This window comes from Enterobacter cloacae complex sp. 6730903 (assembly GCF_048283985.1).
In the GTDB taxonomy this organism is placed as follows: domain Bacteria; phylum Pseudomonadota; class Gammaproteobacteria; order Enterobacterales; family Enterobacteriaceae; genus Enterobacter; species Enterobacter hormaechei_C.
On record NZ_JBLVXX010000011.1, the window covers coordinates 1 to 17668 of the forward strand.

The window sequence follows — 17668 nt, forward strand, 5'->3', positions numbered from 1 at the left end:
CGTCGTCGCCCGGCTGCCGCACGGCTACGAAACGGAGATGCTGCCGGGGAATACCTTTTTCTCTGCCGGGGAGATGCAGCGTCTGGTTCTGGCGCGCGCCCTGTACAGCCAGCCTAAGCTGCTGCTCTGCGACGAAGTGACGGCGAACCTGGATAAAACGACCGCGCAGAAGGTGCTGGCGAACCTGCGTAGCCTGGGGATTGGCCTGGTGTTTGTCACCCACTCGCCGGACGTGGTGGGCTGCCAGGGGCGTCTCTATACCATGGAAAACGGCACCCTGCGGGAGAATGCGCCATGATGTTTCTGCCGCGTCTCTATGCTCGCCTCTGCGCGCGCCAGAACCAGACGCTGCATCTCCCCGGCAGAGAAAAAGGTATTCCCCGGCAGCATCTCCGTTTCGTAGCCGTGCGGCAGCCGGGCGACGACGTGGTCCACCTCCGCCAGCCGACACGCGGCAATGACCTGCTCTTTATCCGGTGCGCTGTCAAAGCAGGCGATGTTGTCCAGAATCGAGCCGGTGAAGAGAATATCGTCCGCATGGACGATGCGGATGTGCTGACGCAGCGAGGAAAGATCGCACTCCTCAATGGGGATCTTATTGATCCGCAGCGTGCCAGACGATGCCAGCAGCATGCCGGAGATCAGACGCAGCAGCGTGGTTTTTCCCGACCCGCTCTGGCCCACAATCACCGCCTCTTCGCCCTGCTTCAGGGTCATGTTGATATGCTGTAGCGTGGCCTCCCGGCCAGGATAGGCAAATGAGACATCCTCAAATTGCAGACAGACCGGCGAGGTGACAATCCGCTTCCCAAACTGGCTGGTTTCCGAGGGGGCAAACAGCAGATCGCCCACGCGATCCAGCGGCCCCTTGAGGGCATTTTTGTCCAGCAGCTTCTGCGCCACCTGCACCATGGCATCGGAAAAATAGCGCTTATAGCTGATATAGGCGTAAAGCATCCCGATGCTCATCTGCCCTTCCAGGATCAGCCACGCGCCAAAGCAGACCACCAGCAGCTGCTCGGCATTGATCACCAGCAGTGAAGCCACGTCAAAACGGGCCAGCAGCCGCTCTTTACGCATCAGCCCGGCGATGTGTTCGCGCTGGGATTTGTCCATCACCGCGTCCCGGGCCTGCTCCATGTTGTTCGCCTTGAGCGTAATGATCCCTTTCTGTGTCTCTACCAGCAGAGATTCATACTGGGCGGTGCGCTCGATGGAGTCATCCACGGCGCGTTGATAGGGGCCGATCAGCGAAAAGCGGATCAGGAAGAACACGCCCATCAGCAGCATCGTCAGCAGCGCAATTTTGACGTTATACAGCAGCATAAACAGCAGGCTGGTGACGGCGATCAGGCTGGAAAAGAGAATTTGCACGTAACCATTGCTGATGAACTCCGCGCAGGCGTGGAGCGATTTCTCAATAGCCAGCACGATGCCCGGCGGGCGCGAGCGGAACCAGCTGGTCTGGGTGCGCAGCATGTAGTGGCGCACGGACTGGCTTAAATCGTCATAGGCAATGTTACGCATCAGGATCTCAAGCAGTTGCTTGAGAAATTTACCGATGACTTCAAAGATAAAGACGATAGCGAAGATCGCGGTGAGCAGGATCACCAGATCGCTGTCGCTGCGGGAAATGGCCTCATCCATAATCAGCTGCACGTAGGTGGGGCTCGCCAGCATGGTGATGAGGGTAAAAATACAGAGCACAAACAGCAGCAGCTGGCGCTGGAACAGGCTCGGGGATTTATTGGCTAACCGGCCAAGCGTGAGCTTTTCATCCGGGGATTTCTTTTCGAAACACGGCGTGGGCTTAAGCTCAAGCACATAGCCGGAAAAGAGTTTTTCCGCCTCTTTCAGACGGTAACGGCGCACGCCACTGGCCGGGTCGTGAACGGTCACGCTGCGGCTGTCGATCTTCACGATGACCACGAAATGGTTGCCGCGCCAGAAGGCGATGAGCGGCAGCTCAGACGTTTCTATTTCAGTGATTTCGCCTTTAAGCACCCGGCCAGACATATTTTTATCGCTGGCAAGGGTCATCAATTCCGCCATTGAGGTTCCCGCATCGGCGGAAACGGAAATCTCCCGGCGCAGCTGGCTGACGGAGACATGGTGGTCGTAGTGCCCCAACACCATCGCCAGGCAGGCCAGTCCACATTCGGTAAATTCATGCTGGCGAATAACAGGGGTCTTACCCTGTTTTTTATACTGAAAGAGCGAAAACATAATGATCCGTGGCTGAAATAAAAAAATGGCCCGGCAATGCGGGCCATGCGTACAACGTGCTTCTCGCTTAGGCGCTGAAGAAACCGCCGATGAAGCCGCCCACCAGGCCGAACACGCCGCCGATGGTGCCGCCCAGCGCGCCTAACATCTGGCTGCCCGCGTTATAGCCCGCGCTTGCGCCCTGAATAGCGGCAGCAAACGGATCCCAACCACCGATGATGGCCTGTGCTTTTTTGAAATCGATAACTTGCATGAGTCTTTTCCTGTTAACGTGAATTAGTTGTAGCTACCAACCAGCGCGCCCAGGAAGCCCATTGCGCCACCCAGAACTCCGCCAACCACACCGCCAACCATGCCCATGATGCTTGCGCCGGTGTCGTAACCCAGCTGTGCACCTTTAACCAGACCAGCGAACGGGTTTAACGCGCCGCCAATAATGTCTTTCGCTTCTGTGAATGAAATCGCTTTCATTTTTTTCTCCTGTAGTGATGGATCTTTAGCATGATGCTAAAGGCTAATTTCCTTTTATGAAGGAAAGCGGTTGCTACGGGCAGGTGGTCAGCGGAATGATTTTATTGCCATAAATAATCATTCGCCTTGCAGCCTGCCCGGCATTATCTATTTCCAGCCGTTGCCCCGGTGGAATATATTTTGAATTGTTGTATTGCGTACTGCACCCGACCGAGGAAACATATTTAAAATAGGTATTCCCGGTATTACTCACCACCCCGTTGCTAAACGCATAATCAAAATGTCGTGTCCATGGTCGGACAATCAAAATAGCCTCAAGCGAGACCACCACATCCGACTGGATGCGCTGGCCTTTGCGCGTGATAACCTTTGCCTGGAGCGGCGTCTCGGTGAATTTTACGCGATAGTATCGCTCTTTGTTGTCATGCGGGCCGGTATAATAAAATTTAAAACCCGCGCGTTCACCGCTCCCCAGCGTTAATTGCTTAGGCGAATACATGACTTCGCCGTCTTTTATTTCGGTTTCTTTTCCCTTCTCTTTAGGAACGTCTACCTGAATAAGCGAAACGGTATAATTCTGACGCTCGCTGGTATCGTTTTTTATCGGCTGAAAAACAACTTCTTTCTCAGGCAAAAAATCAATATTCAGACTTTCGATAATTAAAGCATTTGCCCCTGTGGAAATGAAGCAATTTATTGCAAAAATAGCCAGGAATTTTCCAGTCATGGTTGATTAATTCCAGGATGCGCTAACATCTATTCTTCCCTGCGCGGTCACTTCACCAAACCAGCTATTTCCGTCATAGGTGGTTTTCGATACCGGATTATCCATAACGAACTGGAGGATCAGCGGCGTTTTCCAGAGCCACATATCGGTCACGCCGGAACTCATTTTGTCCCACTCTTCCGCATGGGTGGCCGGCGCCGGGATCGACAGTACTTCGCCTTTACAGTTATGCGCCATCAGCGTCTGGCTTTTCCCCACCAGCACGTTGCCCGGAATCGGAACCGTGAAGCCGTTACCGCTAAAGGCGCAGTAGTCCACCCCATTCAGGCTTTGGGTAGGCCCGGTGACTTTTACCGTGACCGCAATCGCCGCATCTTTTTGCGCCCCGCTGTAGGTGATGGTGTAGGGGATCTCAATGGGCGCTTCGCCGATAATGCCTTTCCCGGAGCCGCCCAGACCGTCAGGATCGAGGGTGTAATCCGGGTTGTCTGGCACAATCTCCAGCCCGGGCTCGATAGGGTTAATCACCAGGCCGCCCCCCGGCTGGAAGCAGAAATCCGCCGCCAGCGAGCTGTTGCCGGGCGTCAGACACAGGCTGACGATATTGCCAATGCTGCTGCTGTCCCCCGCCTGCGCCACGCTCAGAATTAACGCTTTCGGCAAAAAGATTTTAAGGGACGCTTTGCCGCCATTTTTCTGCGGCGCTGCAAGGAAGGTGTTCGCCAGGACACGCGTATCGCTCAGGATACCGCCGGAGATACTGTACCAGGTGTTTTCATCGAAGGTCAGCTCGGCGGCAAGCCCGGTGCCGCCGCTCATGTGCGATTGCAGCACGCTGTTGACGCGGGAAGAGGTGAGCGCCAGCCCCCCGTTGTAACCGGAGATATCTTCCCCAACAAACGTGTATTCGAGCAGGTCGCACAGGACGCCAGAGACCGTGTTGCGGGTGTATTTGGTGCAGGTGGCCCCCGTTGATTCATCGACAATCGTCACCTCACCGCTGATCGGGTCAATCCCCAGGTTAAGCGCCCTGGCGTTGGTCATGGTCAGCGTGCCCACCTTGTGAAGCGTATTGGTGGTGGTCACTTTGTTGATGGAGCTGATTTGCGGCGTGGAGGTGATGGTCACTTCATCCCCTGGCGCGGCGTTGAGCAGATAGTTAAAGAACGGATCGCCCAGGACCCAGCGCCCGTATGACGTGCCGGGCTCCATCACCGGCGGCTTGACCACCATCGACGTGTCGGTATAACTGGTCGTCGGGGTGTACCCCGTGTTGCCACAGGACGAGGAACACGCCGTCCCTTTGAAGAACGGAGAGGCGCTGGAACCGGTCACCGAAAAGTCGATGGTCAGCGCGCTGCCTGCCGGACCGCTGTAGCTGTTGTCCGGGATGTAAGTGGCGATACCGTTATTCGTTTTCGCACTCAGGGTCGGCCACTCGCGCGAACCGTGTAAAAACGCGGTCGACGTGCTGTTCAGACTAAACAGCCCCGCGCTGTTTCCCGTCCCGTTATTGTCCGGGTTATTGATGGCGAAATAGGGTAGCTCCTGCGCCTGGACCGCCGCGCTCATCAGCAGTAAATTAAGAGCGAATATCTTTTTCATCGTCACGTTCCTGCGTTCCTTTTGCTTCCTGCCAGACGAAATCGCCTTTGTCGCAGGAGATGTCCCCGAGCCACAGCGCACCGCGGTTAGACTCAATGTCCAGGCGCACTTCGCAGACGCTGTCGTCCGGCGTGGCGATACTCAGGACAGGGTTGTTCTTATCAACGTCGATCACGAAGCGTCCGTCGCTTTCCGTCCGGGTCAGCCCGACGTGGTTTTTGATCTGCATGGCGCCAACCGGGGCCCCGTTTGCATCCACAAGACGACCAAACAGGGTGACGATTTTCTTCACCTGCGGCTTCATCACCACGGTATTGCCCGGATAAACCGTGATATGGCGACGCGCATTCGCGCCAATCTCATAGCTTTCCGTACCGGTTTCACTGTTCATCACTTCCAGGTCATAGGCCTGGTATGCCGGCAGCGACAGCCAGGTTTTATCCCCTTTGATGCGTTCCGCCCGACCGTTAAGCTTCAGGGTCAACGCTTCATCAGATTTGAGACCGGTACTGACAATCACCCCTGCGCTTTCAGTGCCTTTCCCGGCGGCGATGGCCTCTTTGGACCAGCCCACGCTGCCGTCACTGGTTAGCGTGGAGTTCCAGCCTTTGCTCATGCCGCTCTGGACGCTGAGGATGTTGCTGTTCCACGGCGTGTCGAAGTTCACGCTGCCGCCGCCGCTTACGCTGCGATCCTGGCGGCTGTTAAAGGCTTTCGAGACGTTGGCGGTAGCCGATTTCAGGTAATCGCCCTCAAACTGGCGGCTGGCGCTGACGTTCAACGCCGTGCCGGTATCGCGATTGTGGGAAACGCCAACCGACACGGTATTGCCGAGCGGTATGGCGAAATCGAGCATTACGTAACGATCTTTCTCTTCGTAATACCCGTCGTATTTGTTGCGCGACATCCCCACCCGCAGGCGCGCCGTACCGTAGCGACCGGCGTATAACCCCTGGGAGTAGTCCAGCTGATAGCGTTTATAGCGATAGAGGTCGTCTTCCTGACGCATCAGGCTCAGGTTGCCTGCCGAGGGCAGGCCGAATGACGGCAGGCTAAAGGAAGCGCCCCAGGTGTTGCCCTTGCTCTCATAGATATCCAGGAACTTGCCGCTGGAGAGCTGTTCATGGGAGTACCACACCGAGCCGATCTGCCACGGCAGGCTGAGATTCGCCCCATAGTTGGCGCGATACGTTCCGTCGGAGGCGGCCATGGTCTGGGTATTCACCGAGAAATAGCCCGTCAGGTTCAGGGAGGCCCACAGCTCGCTGACGATGTGTTCCCGCATCATGTAGGTAGAGGCGTTCCAGTCGACCATCCCGCTGCGCTTGCTGAACGAGGCTCCCACCAGCGACATGGTGTCTTTATGTTTGGTGTCGTAATCGTAGTAGTAGGTGTTATCCTGCTCGTTTTTGCGTTTCGCGTATTTTTTATAATTGACGACGGATTTATCGCGGCTATACATCCCGCCCCACATCTGCCAGCGCAGCGTTTCCGACACGTTGCTGGAGAACGGTTTATTTACGGTGTACATGCTGCGCGACACGGTGCGGCTTCCGCTCACCACTTCAACTTCGACGCTGTAGATCCCGTAGGGCAGGCTGCTGGTGTCAATTTCATGGTTGCCGACGTCAAAGCGCTGAATGCCGATAAGCTGCCCGTCACGACGAATACGGGCCTCGCCCGCCGTGGGGAAATAGACCACCACCGGCGTCAGAGAGAGGGTGTTATCGCGCTTGCGGGAGTTGGCCTGGTTGCCCATGGAAACGCCGTAGACTTCCCCGCCGGAAATCCCGCTGACGCTCGCCAGAGACTGCATCGCCCAGCCGTTCAGCATGCCCGCGGCGTAGCGCATCCCCTGATAGTCGCGCTCCCACATGACCGCGTTCATCTGGGTATCGCTGCTGCTCTCGTTGACGTAGCCAGAGCCGTCGATCAGCACATGATCGACGCCCATTGAGATCCAGTTTCTCGCGTTCAGATAACCCGACGACCAGCTGTCACCGTAGCCGCTCTCGGTATGATACGCCCCGAGGTTGTAGGAGAACGTGCCGCTCAGGTCGTCGGACGTCGGGGCATCAATATCCACCTCACGCGGGCGAATATTCACCCCGTAGTCGCTCTGCGACAGATTCAGCAACAGGCGCATTTTTTTCTGATCCAGCTCGAACGCCGAACCCGCACTTACGGGAATGCGCATCTGGTCATCGAACTGCTTGTCGTTAATGCTCTGCAATAACGTTCGCATCTCTTTTGACAGACGAATGCCGTTATCAGACTCCTGGACCTGAACATCTCTCAGCCCCAGCTTCAGATCTTTTGCAAAGAGCGTCACGTCACCGATACGAACATATTCGCTCGCCGTGCCTTCGTGGTTCCCTTGTTGTGCTGAGTGTGGACGCGTATTCACCAGATAGACGGGAATTTTGATCCCCTGCTCCAGCAGTGCATAAAGCGAGTCGGGAAAACGGTAATTAGCGATAACCACGGAGCTTGAGGCTGCATGCGCAAGCGCGGGCAGCGTGCCGGATGCGCAAGCCATCATCACCGGCAACACTAATTTATTTTTCACCATGCATCCTTACTTAACAGGAATGAACTGTTTCAGGTCCCATATTCCGAGATGAAAATGGTTATCCGTAACGTTGATATCCTCGATAGCGCGCGAGGTCTCTGGCATCAGGTAGAAGTTTTTGCTACACGGCGTGCCGGGGGATTCCGGATTCGGCTTCAGGCAGGTCCCGGTCGCATTGACGCGAAACGAGGTGTTCCCTTTATTGGTTATTTTTCCCGCCACATAGACGAAGTCGATCTTCTTATCCCGGGGCTGAACCACCAGAATGGTGCTCACCACCGCACGCGTCATCCCGGTACCGTTTTTTGGCGAACCGCTGTCCACCTCTTCGCTTACCCCTTCATCCGTGAAGGTAATGCGGTAGTAACGCTCTTTGTTATCGGCGTTCCCGTGATAGTAAAATTTGACGATATTGCTGGTACCGGCGGGCATTACCATGCGCGTGGGCGTCAGCAACAGTTCGTCCACTTTCTCCGGATTAATGACGATCCCTTCATCCATTGGGCTGCTGATCCGCTGTGCGCGAACAGAAACAATACGCACGCTGTCTGCTTCGTTTTTTATTTCCTTGGCGGTAGAGTCAGCATCCGCAGGAATAATGGTGGTGACTTTTCCCACATTAATGGCCAGCGCGGAGGAAGAGATAAATAATAAAAATAAGAAGGCGGATTTGAGGTTAAACATGCTATTTCCCTAAACAGGGGCTTGCGCCCCTGGATCGATCAGGCCTTAGCCCCAGGTTGCGCGGAACGCAACAGACACGGTCCCTTCCCACAGGCTGTTGGTCAGGTCTTTGAACTCTTTCGCCGTACCGGCGTTGTCCTGAGCGGAGTCAACGTAGAAGACGAATTTGTCCTGGCCGGTAATTTCGGTATCTGCCGCCGCGCCTGCGCTGGTGGTCAGGTTCCACAGGCCAGAAGAGACGCCGGTGTTAGAAGAGGAATCAACCAGCGTGGTCCATGCGGTTGATTTTGCCCCCACGGTGCCACCGATAGAGCCCAGGTCGTTACCGCCCCAGCGCGCGCCTACCTTCAGTTTGGTCGCTTCACCACCCACGCTGAACAGCGTGTTGTTTGAATCGTCGAGGATAGCTTCGAGTTTGAAGCTGGTCGCCGTAGAGTGATCGCCACGGATAGCCACATCAAACAGACCGGTATCGGTGTTGAAAGATTTGGTATTGGCGCTGTAAACGAAGTTCAAAGCACGCGTTGGCGTAACAACCAGATCGGATTCGCTGTCTTTGGTCGCGGTTGCCTGCCAGGTGGCAGAAGCCGTCGTTTCAGCTGCATTAACTGCGCTCAGGGCAGAAACAGACAGCAGGGAGCCCAGAACGATAGCGTTCAGTTTGTTCATTTATTTAGTCCTTCAAAAAAGAATCCACGTGTATAAAAAGGGGAGCCCCTTTTTCGAGGCGGAGTATAGACAGCCGCAAAATAACGAGGCAATACAGAAAAATTCACTCGACGGAGAGCAACAATAAAAATATAAATAAATTTCTCGTATCTTATTGTTACGTATTGAGTAAATTACTCAATTTCCCGAGTAATAGATAAATATCGATTTTTCAATAAAGAGAAATATCAGGACGTCGGGACAGCCACACACATCATTACAGGCAACACCAGCCCCTTAATTAACCACGCATGTTTTTTTACGCTGGTTATATAGAAGAAGTTGATATTATCAAGTAACATTTCGTTTACAACGCCATCCGGCGCCGCATCATCTTCAGATTTATTCAGCTTTTTATCCTTAATATAAAAGATATTGCTTCCGTCGACTTTTTCCACGCTGAGCGTGTAATTTCGGTCAATCAGGTAGCTTTTGCCCTCTTTCTTGAGTACGCCTTTATGAATAACCGTCACAACATCTTTGTTGTTAAACAAGAATAGCGTGGTTAGCGACATATCGGTTAACTCACCCGTGGAATAGGTTTTCCAGGAAACGGTATCTGACTGGCAGCCAAACCCCTCATCCTGCGTTCTGGTAAAATAGATCCACAACAACGCGATGACAGACAGCGCCAGTACGATACTGAACAGTACACTCATTTTAGTCCTTGACATATTTTAACTCCCGGTCAGGCTTCTGTAAGAAATGCAGTTCTTATAATCGTCGATACTGTCCTGCTGATAACAGATGGCCAGGAAATAATTTTCTATCTGCGACTTTTTAAACCTGGAATAGTAAGCATCTGCAACCTGGTGTTGACAGTCGATATGTTGACTGGCAATGACCTCTTTTACGTGATTAAAGTAGTGCTGTCGCGGCTGATACATATTCTTATCGATCAGGTATACCGTACACCGGTCCACTTTACCGAGCAGATGCATATCAGAATCTTTCAGGCTCTCGGCATAGGAATCCCTTTGGTGCAACAGTAAAACAGCGGTGCCGATAACGGTAATCAGTAATAACGTGCAGAGAGAAATAAAGAGTCTGTGCAGCGATATTATTTGTTTAGGCGGATCGGCATCTTTCTTATGCGCCAGCGTATCGAATGCGTCAGAGGCAGATTGTTCACTAACCGTTGAAACAACCGGCGGCCTGACCGTGTGATGTTCAATATGCGCGGCAAGGCTAAATCCCTTGCCACGTATCGTTTTTATCAGTAAAGGGTCGCATCCTAATGTACGAAATGCTTTTCTGATTTCACTTATGGCAACATTCAGACTCACCGAAGAACCAGAGAAACCATGATCCTCCCAGACCTTCTTTATCAGGTCATCTCTGTCGAGTGTTTTACCATTATTGATGATAAGTTCATAAAGCAGACGACCCGCCTGGTTAGATAACTTAATGGATGACTCTTCCTCTCCATTAATCATGATCATACCGGTGTCGACTTCATAAAGCATTGTGAGATCAATGAGATACTTCATATTATTATTACGCCATTGTTAAAATTTTGTGCATTTGCCAGGCAATAATAAGTCTAAAGTTTGTGTGGTCAAGTCGCGTGATATTAATTAAGAGATGAATTTATAAAGCTTCATTAATTAACGATTATTAAATCATTAATAAAAATCTTCGAACTTCTGCATTTAGGTTAAAACATTAAAAAAAACGCCACCGCAAGATTATAATCTTAAACTTTCGAAGTTGTTGGAATAATGTTTTGTTATGTACTTTTTTAGTGCAACATAATATCGTCAAAGCATTCTCCCGAGTCGCCATGCATCTAGCCGGTACATCAGGGACATGTGTAGCCGTATAACATTCATTTTAAATAACACAAATCTTTATGGAGTTTATCATGTTCAAATCGATCATGACCGTATCACTGCTGGCCGCCGCTATTGCTTCTACCAGCGCAGTGGCCGCAGACAATTCGGCGGGTGGTATCATTAACTTTACCGGCGCAATTACCGATACAACCTGTACCATTAACGGCGGTAAAAGCGCGGACTTTACCGTTGCGCTTTCCCCTATTTCGGTAAAAGATGCAGGCACCACGGTTGGCCTGATCACTAAGAATAAAAAATCTATTGCGCTGACGTTCTCTGGTTGTTCACCAGCAGCCGGAACAACCGGTACTCCGCTGAAAGTGTATTTCTCCAGCGCGGATAATATTTCCACTGACGGTAAATACCTGCTGAATAACAGCGTGAACGAAAGCGATGCCAGCGTGGCACGTAATGTCGGCTTTGCGTTAGTGGAGCCAGGTTCGTCTACGCCTATTACCCTGAACCAGCCTTACACGACAAATATTATGGGTACAGCGACCGCGCCAGATTCCGAAACGCTGACGCTGGATGTTTATTACTATAAAACGAACGCCGCTGCCGCCACCGTGGGCGAGTTAAGCTCCAACGTAACGTATACCATTTCCTACCTGTAATAGTGATTATTCAGGCTCTGTTTTCGCAGAGCCTGTATTTAAGGTTGCAATCATGCGCAAGGCAATTTTGCTGGCAGGCTTACTGCTAAGCACGGGTCACTCATGGGCCAATATTGTCATTAATGGCACCCGTGTCCTTTATCCTGAAAATAACAAAGAGGTGATCGTCCAGTTAATGAATACGGGCGATGCGCCCGCTCTGGTGCAATCCTGGATAGATGACGGTGATATTAATTCCACGCCGGAAACAGCCAATGTGCCGTTTCTGCTGTCGCCGCCGGTGATAAAGGTTAACGAACATAATGGTCAACAGCTTCGTATTAAAAAGCTGCCGTCCAGCTTGCCTGCGGATCGCGAATCCGTCTTTTTCCTGAATGTCCTCGACATTCCGCCCAGACCTGAAAATCTGCAAAACCAGAATACCGTCCAGCTGGCGATTAAATCCCGTATCAAACTTTTTTACCGGCCCGCTGCGCTGAAAGGCACGCTGGATGACGCGGTGGCGAAACTGACGCTCGCCGCCGACGGCGATCGCTTTCGCATTACAAATATCAGTCCGTTCCATATTACGGTCGCCAATATTTCGCTGGGTAAAACGAAATTGCTCCAGGAGTCCCCGATGGTTTCCCCGTTTGGGCAGCTGACGGTCGCCGCCAAAAATACGGTTAAGCGCGGACAGACCTTCCAGCTGATGTATGTGGACGATCTTGGCGCGTATAAAACCCGGACTTTCACCAGTCAGTGATCGGAAAGACTCACCATGAAAATGAAACAAAACAGACTCTGTCTGCTGGCAGTCTGCACGCTTCTGCTTTCGCATAAATCAGGGGCCGTCTCGTTTGATCCCTCCCTGCTTGCTGGCGCATCCGGTGAGTCCGATCTGTCTCGCTTTTCCGAAAACAACGCCATGCCTGCCGGCAGTCAGGAGATGGATATCTACGTAAACGGCAGCTGGAAGGGACGTTATACCGTCATCTACGGCGAGCAGCGTGACGACATCCGCCTTGCCTGGAAAGATGCCCGGTCGCTGGGCATCAACACCACGTCCGTGCCTGCGCCCGCCATTGCGCACGGGCAGGTCCAGCTGCGCGATCTGGTTCAGGGCGGTGAAGTCAAAACCGATACCAGCACCCTGAGTCTGGCGCTTACCGTTCCGCAGGCGGCCGTGCTGCGTACTGAAGAAGGTTACATTGCCCCCCAGTTCTGGGACGAGGGGATACCGGCGCTGATGCTCTCGTGGAACACGACCTGGTATAACACCCGCGCGAAAGGCACTGTGAAAGACACAAATGATGATTTTTATGCCGGGCTGGATTCCGGCGCCAACCTGTTCGGCTGGCAGTTTCGCGACAGCAGCGCCTGGCGGAAAACCGCCAGCGGAGAGAGTAGCTGGCAGAATAATACCCGCTACCTGCGCCGTCCCCTGGCCTCGCTGAAATCCAACCTGACGCTGGGTGACTTTTATATTCCTGGCGATCTGTTTGATTCCCTGCGCGTGCGCGGCGTGTCGCTGGCGTCGGACATGAAGATGCGCCCAAATTCACAGCAGGGTTTTTCACCGGTGGTTCACGGCGTGGCGCGGACGAACGCCCTGGTGAAAGTTATCCAGAATGGCAACGTGATCTATCAGGAGAACGTGCCGCCGGGCCAGTTTACCCTCGACAGCATTCAGCCTACCGGCTCCGCGGGCGATTTGCTGGTGGTGGTGCGTGAAGCGGACGGTTCACAGCAGTCCTTCACGGTGCCGTTTTCCGCCGTGCCCGGGATGCTAAAAGAAGGGGTGAGTCAGTACAGCGTGGTGGCGGGTAAAGTGCACCAGAACACGCTCGATGCCGAACCCGCATTCATGCAGGCCACGCTGCGCTACGGGTTTAATAACCTCATCACCGGGTATACCGGGACGATTATTAGCGATAACTACCAGGCCGGGCTTGTCGGTACCGGGTGGAACCTTCCCTTTGGCGCGGTCTCGTTTGATGTCACCCACGCCAAAACCACCCTACAGGATCGCACCAGCAGCGGTCAGAGTTATCGCGTGTCGTACAGCAAATTTATCGATACCACCGCCACCAACTTCACCCTGGCAGCCTATCGCTATTCCACTAAAGGCTATTACAGCTTCAGCGACGCGCTCTATTCGCGCGAAGGGTATCAGCGCCTGAGAGCGCAGTACGACGACTATGAAGATCGGTTTGGCGTCGCGCCTGACATGTCGCTAAGCACCTGGGACGCCCTGCGCGCGGCGCAGCCCAAGAATACCTTTACGCTTAACCTTAATCAGCGCCTGCTCGATAACTGGGGCACGGTGTTTGTCTCCGGCACACAGCGCGATTACTGGAACTCACAGCAAACCACGCGCGAATATCAGATGGGCTATTCCAACGCCATCGGCCGCGCCAGCTATACCCTGTCGGCCAGCCGGGTACGGAACAGGGACAGTGAAGAAGAGACGCGCCTTTACCTCTCCCTCAGCCTGCCGTTCTCGCTGTTTGATAATAATGCGTGGATCACCTCCAGCCTGACGGCCAGCGATTCGCATTACGAACAGAGCAATATCAGCATGAGCGGAAACGCGCTGGCGTCGAACCGCCTGAGCTACACCCTCTCCGGCAGTAATGCGCGGGGGGGTAAAAATGCGGCAAGCGTTAACGCCGCGTACCGTTCGAACTTCGCGACACTCGGTGGCTCTTACAGCGAATCCTCCGACTACCGCCAGACCGGGCTCAGCGGACGCGGAAGCCTGGTGGCCTACCCGTGGCACGTTCTCGCCTCAAACGAAACCGGCACAACCATGACTATCGTCGATGCGCCAAAGGCGGAGGGGCTGATGGTGAACGGCGATGAAAGTATTATGACGAACCGCGATGGCGTGGCGCTGGTGCCTTACGCCACCCCGTATCGCAAAAACGCCATTACGTTAACCGAAACGGAAAACAGCGCAGGCGCGGAGGTGATCGGCAATATGGCTAACGTGGCGCCTTACGACGGGGCGGTGAGCTATATCCGCTTCGAAACCGACAAGCGCCAGTCATGGGTACTTCATGCGACGCGCGCCGACGGCAAACCGCTGCCCTTTGGCACCGAAGTGCTGGATGAACACGGTGGATCTGTCGGGTATGTCGGCCAGGCCAGCGTACTGTATATCCGCGCTGAACAGCCGCCACGCACGCTCAACGTGCATCTCCGCGGCGGGAAGTGCGAAATCTCCTCCCCGGCCTGGGGGCTGAACAGCCCCTCATCGGTTTGCCATTAATTACGGATTATCAAAATGTTACGATCATTCATGTTCCTGCTCCTCACCAGCGTTAGCGGGATGAGCTATGCCACCTGCTCCGGCAGCAGCATCGTTTATGGCACACCGATTACTATTGATTTATCGGATAAGCTGAGCCCGGCCACGCCCACATGGACCGGCAGCTTCACCACCCAGTACAGCGGCTCGTTCAACTGTACGACGGGTAACAGTGAATTTTCTTACACGCCGATCCTCTCGACCGACAGCAAATACGCCACCATCCTCGGGTTCAGCAACAACAAGTATATGGTGCGGGCGGAGATCACCAATCCCCCGGCCAATAAAACCCTGTCTGCCAGCGGTAGCCATACGGCGTCTGAGCTGAACACACCGTTTACGGTTCGCTTCACCCTCGTTAACCAGAGCGGCACCACCCTGACGGGGGATACGGCCAACATGAGCGACGTTCTGTTCGTCAGCGACATGAGCGGATTGTCGATTTTGGAAATCATCCTCTGGCCAATTAATCAGGTCATCAAAATCGCCCAGTGGTTATTCAGCGGGTTCAAGTGGCCTTACGACAACCGTGATATGTTTGGTCAGCCGATGATCATCAAATACGCGCCAAAACTGACTACCTGTTCCTTTGATAATGCGGGGCTGACCGTGGCGCTGCCGACGCTCGGCATTCCCCAGCTCAGTGCATCCTCACAGCCGGGGCTGACGCCTTTTTCACTGAATATGAGCTGTCAGAACGTCGGGGTTAACGGCAATTCCGATCGGTCAATTGAGATGTTTTTGTCCAGCACGCAGCTGCTTTCGACCGACAGCTCGGTGCTGATCGACAGCAGCAGTAGCGCGGCGCAGGGCGTGGGGCTACGCCTGATAAAACGTGACGCCCCGCAAACGCCGGTGACCTTCTCTACCTCGACCACCAGCCGTGGCAACGCCACAATGATTTTCAGCGTGGCGGCTGGCGCGGCGCTGGACGAACATTTCACCCTTCCGATGGCGGCGTACTATTACGTGTGGGCGCCCGCCCAGGTGAGCCAGGGTAAGATCAATACATCGGCTACGCTGAATATTATCTACCCCTGATGTGGACTATTCCTCCATCTTTCCAACCGTTTGCACATACTTAATCAGTTCGCTGTGGTTGGAAAGATTCAGCTTTTTCATCGCATTGTGTTTCTGTGTCGCAATGGTACTGACCGAACGGTTTCGATGACGGGCAATCTCCGTCGTTGAAAATCCTTCCACAATAAGATGAAGCACCTCCCACTCTCTGGCCGAGAGGATGGAGCGCGCCCGGGAGCCGGACCGCATTACCCGCCTGAGCCACGAAGAGATCGACGGTTTTTGCCCGTCCGCCATGAGCAACGCGGGTAATTCCTTTTTCAGTTCAGTCAATTCATCCTGCTGACTGATGGTTAATTCAAATTTCATCTCCAGAACTTTTTTTAACAGCCCGTAAGGCAGCTCGGGCACCAACAGAACACGCCTGACGTGATGGGTTTTACATAAAGATGTAAAACGGCTGCTGACCTCCGCACTCCACTCTTTATGATTAAGCAGATAATTAAATTCAGTGAAGAAAACATCCACGTTATTATCCGCCACCGCCGCCAGCGCCTGTTCAGTGGAATCGACCTGAGTAATGTTCAGTACGTAATCGGGTAAAAGATCATGGAGCGCCCGGAATATTATCTCTTTAAATATATTTATTTTGTAAAACACCATTACCCTTACGATACGTTCAGTATTATTCATGTCTTTTCTAAGTTCTCGTGACCGGAGGAAAATGATAATAGTTTATGTACTCACCACTCACAACCTCTTCGCGCCAGGATTTTATCCTTCTCAGGCCTAAAAATCTGAACAAGGACATTAAATTTATAGAAAAAATTCTATTTTATTCTGCACGTCGTTTCCTCTCGCAGATTAAGCCCTGTCGATAATCCTGCCACGATCACAACTTTTCTTACAGAAACAGCAGTAAACTACTGAAAATGCGGTGGATTAACCCCATTAATCAACTACCTGACACTTAATATCCACTCCTTTACAGAATAAAAACCTGTCATGAATATTATTAGAAGATTAAAACAATTACATATACCATTAAAACCATTTTTCAATTTTATCTTCCTCTAATAATTGGCATCAGCTTTACTCGACGGTTTGTATTGGCTTACATTGATGCCATCGCATCGCGTTATTTAAAAAGTGCTCGCTATTCTTTTAATAAGAGAGTGCGAACCGCCATTTTCTCTTATATGGACTGTTTACTCAGCGAAAGGAGAATGCCAATGCAAAATAAAAAAACAATTCACGTTGCCGTTGTTGACAGCTGCGAATTCACGATGATTGGCCTGCAATCGCTTGGAAAGCGTGAGCCTGATGAAAAACATGACATTATTTTCCATGGGTTTACCCATATCGAAGAACTTGCTTTGAGTGAACAACTCTTTGATATCATCATTTATGATCCGTTGAATACGCGCCATTTCCGGGTGACGACGAATGACGACATTCTCTGCATTAAACAGAAACAAGTGACGGCGAAGATCTATATCTATTCGTTATCCGCTGGCTATTTGAAATTCAAACATGTTGATGGGGTAATCAGCAAAAGAGTCTCCCTGGGGGATATCAAAGCGCTGTGGCAAATACTGATGAGCCAGACGCCGCAGGAGTCTGGCCGTTACAACGTAGGCATGACGACCCGCTTACGCACCCCGGCGAGGCTGTCCAGCGAGGAGGCCAGCGTATTGCGCGGCTATTCCTGTAATCTCAAAACCAAGCAAATCGCCCGTCAGCTGGGGTGTAACGTCAGGCTGGTTTACTTTTATAAGAACAACGCCATGAACAAGCTTAAGGCCGTGCGTGGCCCCTCGTTTTACCAGAGCATTCGCTGGATCCTGAATTAAGAATTTGACCGTGTGTCGTTTGCCTTTTGTTCCCGTGTCCGCGGGAACCTTTTTTCATTTC

Annotated in this window: 17 protein-coding genes; 6 read left to right on the forward strand and 11 right to left on the reverse strand. The window is 52.7% G+C overall.

The window, feature by feature from the left end:
- Window positions 1–298 (forward strand): ATP-binding cassette domain-containing protein (locus ACNQ0W_RS07855; protein WP_417933180.1); only part of this gene is annotated, 298 nt, incomplete at its 5' end.
- Here ACNQ0W_RS07855 and ACNQ0W_RS07860 read toward each other — a convergent pair.
- The 10 genes from ACNQ0W_RS07860 to ACNQ0W_RS07905 form a co-directional block, all read right to left on the reverse strand.
- Window positions 256–2226 (reverse strand): peptidase domain-containing ABC transporter, encoded by a 1971-nt coding sequence (locus ACNQ0W_RS07860; RefSeq protein WP_417933181.1) that lies wholly within the window; start codon window positions 2224–2226, stop codon window positions 256–258. The two genes, ACNQ0W_RS07855 and ACNQ0W_RS07860, sit on opposite strands and share 43 nt — an antisense overlap.
- A 67-nt stretch (window positions 2227–2293) precedes the next feature.
- On the reverse strand, window positions 2294–2479 hold the full coding sequence (locus ACNQ0W_RS07865; protein WP_001196016.1) for a hypothetical protein: 186 nt from the start codon (window positions 2477–2479) through the stop codon (window positions 2294–2296).
- Between the two features lie 23 nt (window positions 2480–2502).
- On the reverse strand, window positions 2503–2697 hold the full coding sequence (locus tag ACNQ0W_RS07870; protein ID WP_000644465.1) for a hypothetical protein: 195 nt from the start codon (window positions 2695–2697) through the stop codon (window positions 2503–2505).
- 73 nt (window positions 2698–2770) lie between these two features.
- Window positions 2771–3424, reverse strand: a complete 654-nt coding sequence (locus ACNQ0W_RS07875) for a hypothetical protein (RefSeq protein ID WP_058686465.1) — start codon at window positions 3422–3424, stop codon at window positions 2771–2773.
- Between the two features lie 6 nt (window positions 3425–3430).
- Window positions 3431–5029 (reverse strand): receptor, encoded by a 1599-nt coding sequence (locus ACNQ0W_RS07880; protein ID WP_116329917.1) that lies wholly within the window; start codon window positions 5027–5029, stop codon window positions 3431–3433.
- Entirely contained in the window at window positions 5007–7601 is a 2595-nt protein-coding gene (locus ACNQ0W_RS07885) for a CS1-pili formation C-terminal domain-containing protein (protein WP_062933095.1), read from the reverse strand. Before ACNQ0W_RS07885 ends, ACNQ0W_RS07880 begins: the two co-directional genes overlap by 23 nt.
- Before the next feature lie 6 nt (window positions 7602–7607).
- Window positions 7608–8285, reverse strand: a complete 678-nt coding sequence (locus ACNQ0W_RS07890) for a fimbria/pilus periplasmic chaperone (RefSeq protein ID WP_062933094.1) — start codon at window positions 8283–8285, stop codon at window positions 7608–7610.
- A 45-nt stretch (window positions 8286–8330) separates the two neighbouring features.
- Window positions 8331–8954, reverse strand: a complete 624-nt coding sequence (locus tag ACNQ0W_RS07895; protein ID WP_003860995.1) for a common pilus major fimbrillin subunit EcpA — start codon at window positions 8952–8954, stop codon at window positions 8331–8333.
- A 227-nt stretch (window positions 8955–9181) separates the two neighbouring features.
- On the reverse strand, window positions 9182–9652 hold the full coding sequence (locus tag ACNQ0W_RS07900) for a hypothetical protein (protein WP_047734923.1): 471 nt from the start codon (window positions 9650–9652) through the stop codon (window positions 9182–9184).
- Between the two features lie 18 nt (window positions 9653–9670).
- Complete coding sequence (locus ACNQ0W_RS07905; protein WP_062933093.1) at window positions 9671–10483, reverse strand: winged helix-turn-helix domain-containing protein; 813 nt, start codon at window positions 10481–10483, stop codon at window positions 9671–9673.
- Between the two features lie 374 nt (window positions 10484–10857).
- On the opposite strand from ACNQ0W_RS07905, the gene ACNQ0W_RS07910 reads away from it, so the two are divergent.
- From ACNQ0W_RS07910 to ACNQ0W_RS07925, 4 genes are read left to right on the forward strand one after another with little or no spacing between them, the layout of a single operon-like run.
- Entirely contained in the window at window positions 10858–11442 is a 585-nt protein-coding gene (locus tag ACNQ0W_RS07910) for a fimbrial protein (RefSeq protein ID WP_062933092.1), read from the forward strand.
- 52 nt (window positions 11443–11494) lie between these two features.
- The gene (locus tag ACNQ0W_RS07915) at window positions 11495–12187 is read left to right on the forward strand and encodes a molecular chaperone (RefSeq protein ID WP_062933091.1); all 693 of its coding nucleotides are present in this window, start codon (window positions 11495–11497) and stop codon (window positions 12185–12187) included.
- Between the two features lie 15 nt (window positions 12188–12202).
- Window positions 12203–14695, forward strand: a complete 2493-nt coding sequence (locus ACNQ0W_RS07920) for a fimbria/pilus outer membrane usher protein (protein ID WP_116329916.1) — start codon at window positions 12203–12205, stop codon at window positions 14693–14695.
- Window positions 14696–14710: 15 nt separating this feature from the next.
- Window positions 14711–15775, forward strand: coding sequence for a fimbrial protein (locus tag ACNQ0W_RS07925; RefSeq protein WP_047050683.1), 1065 nt, complete (start codon window positions 14711–14713; stop codon window positions 15773–15775).
- 6 nt (window positions 15776–15781) lie between these two features.
- Here the strand turns inward: ACNQ0W_RS07925 and ACNQ0W_RS07930 are convergent, their stop codons facing one another.
- A complete protein-coding gene (locus tag ACNQ0W_RS07930; RefSeq protein WP_062933089.1) occupies window positions 15782–16417 on the reverse strand; it encodes a LuxR C-terminal-related transcriptional regulator in 636 nt (211 codons plus the stop codon).
- A gap of 446 nt (window positions 16418–16863) precedes the next feature.
- On the opposite strand from ACNQ0W_RS07930, the gene ACNQ0W_RS07935 reads away from it, so the two are divergent.
- Window positions 16864–17607, forward strand: a complete 744-nt coding sequence (locus ACNQ0W_RS07935) for a LuxR C-terminal-related transcriptional regulator (protein ID WP_235143903.1) — start codon at window positions 16864–16866, stop codon at window positions 17605–17607.
- Window positions 17608–17668: the final 61 nt, after the last annotated feature.

Coding starts and splice junctions, on each gene's coding strand:
- ACNQ0W_RS07860 (WP_417933181.1), bottom strand. CDS start 2,226: ATGTTTTCGCTCTTTCAGTATAAAAAACAGGGTAAGACCCCTGTTATT.
- ACNQ0W_RS07865 (WP_001196016.1), bottom strand. CDS start 2,479: ATGCAAGTTATCGATTTCAAAAAAGCACAGGCCATCATCGGTGGTTGG.
- ACNQ0W_RS07870 (WP_000644465.1), bottom strand. CDS start 2,697: ATGAAAGCGATTTCATTCACAGAAGCGAAAGACATTATTGGCGGCGCG.
- ACNQ0W_RS07875 (WP_058686465.1), bottom strand. CDS start 3,424: ATGACTGGAAAATTCCTGGCTATTTTTGCAATAAATTGCTTCATTTCC.
- ACNQ0W_RS07880 (WP_116329917.1), bottom strand. CDS start 5,029: ATGAAAAAGATATTCGCTCTTAATTTACTGCTGATGAGCGCGGCGGTC.
- ACNQ0W_RS07885 (WP_062933095.1), bottom strand. CDS start 7,601: ATGGTGAAAAATAAATTAGTGTTGCCGGTGATGATGGCTTGCGCATCC.
- ACNQ0W_RS07890 (WP_062933094.1), bottom strand. CDS start 8,285: ATGTTTAACCTCAAATCCGCCTTCTTATTTTTATTATTTATCTCTTCC.
- ACNQ0W_RS07895 (WP_003860995.1), bottom strand. CDS start 8,954: ATGAACAAACTGAACGCTATCGTTCTGGGCTCCCTGCTGTCTGTTTCT.
- ACNQ0W_RS07900 (WP_047734923.1), bottom strand. CDS start 9,652: ATGAGTGTACTGTTCAGTATCGTACTGGCGCTGTCTGTCATCGCGTTG.
- ACNQ0W_RS07905 (WP_062933093.1), bottom strand. CDS start 10,483: ATGAAGTATCTCATTGATCTCACAATGCTTTATGAAGTCGACACCGGT.
- ACNQ0W_RS07910 (WP_062933092.1), top strand. CDS start 10,858: ATGTTCAAATCGATCATGACCGTATCACTGCTGGCCGCCGCTATTGCT.
- ACNQ0W_RS07915 (WP_062933091.1), top strand. CDS start 11,495: ATGCGCAAGGCAATTTTGCTGGCAGGCTTACTGCTAAGCACGGGTCAC.
- ACNQ0W_RS07920 (WP_116329916.1), top strand. CDS start 12,203: ATGAAAATGAAACAAAACAGACTCTGTCTGCTGGCAGTCTGCACGCTT.
- ACNQ0W_RS07925 (WP_047050683.1), top strand. CDS start 14,711: ATGTTACGATCATTCATGTTCCTGCTCCTCACCAGCGTTAGCGGGATG.
- ACNQ0W_RS07930 (WP_062933089.1), bottom strand. CDS start 16,417: ATGGTGTTTTACAAAATAAATATATTTAAAGAGATAATATTCCGGGCG.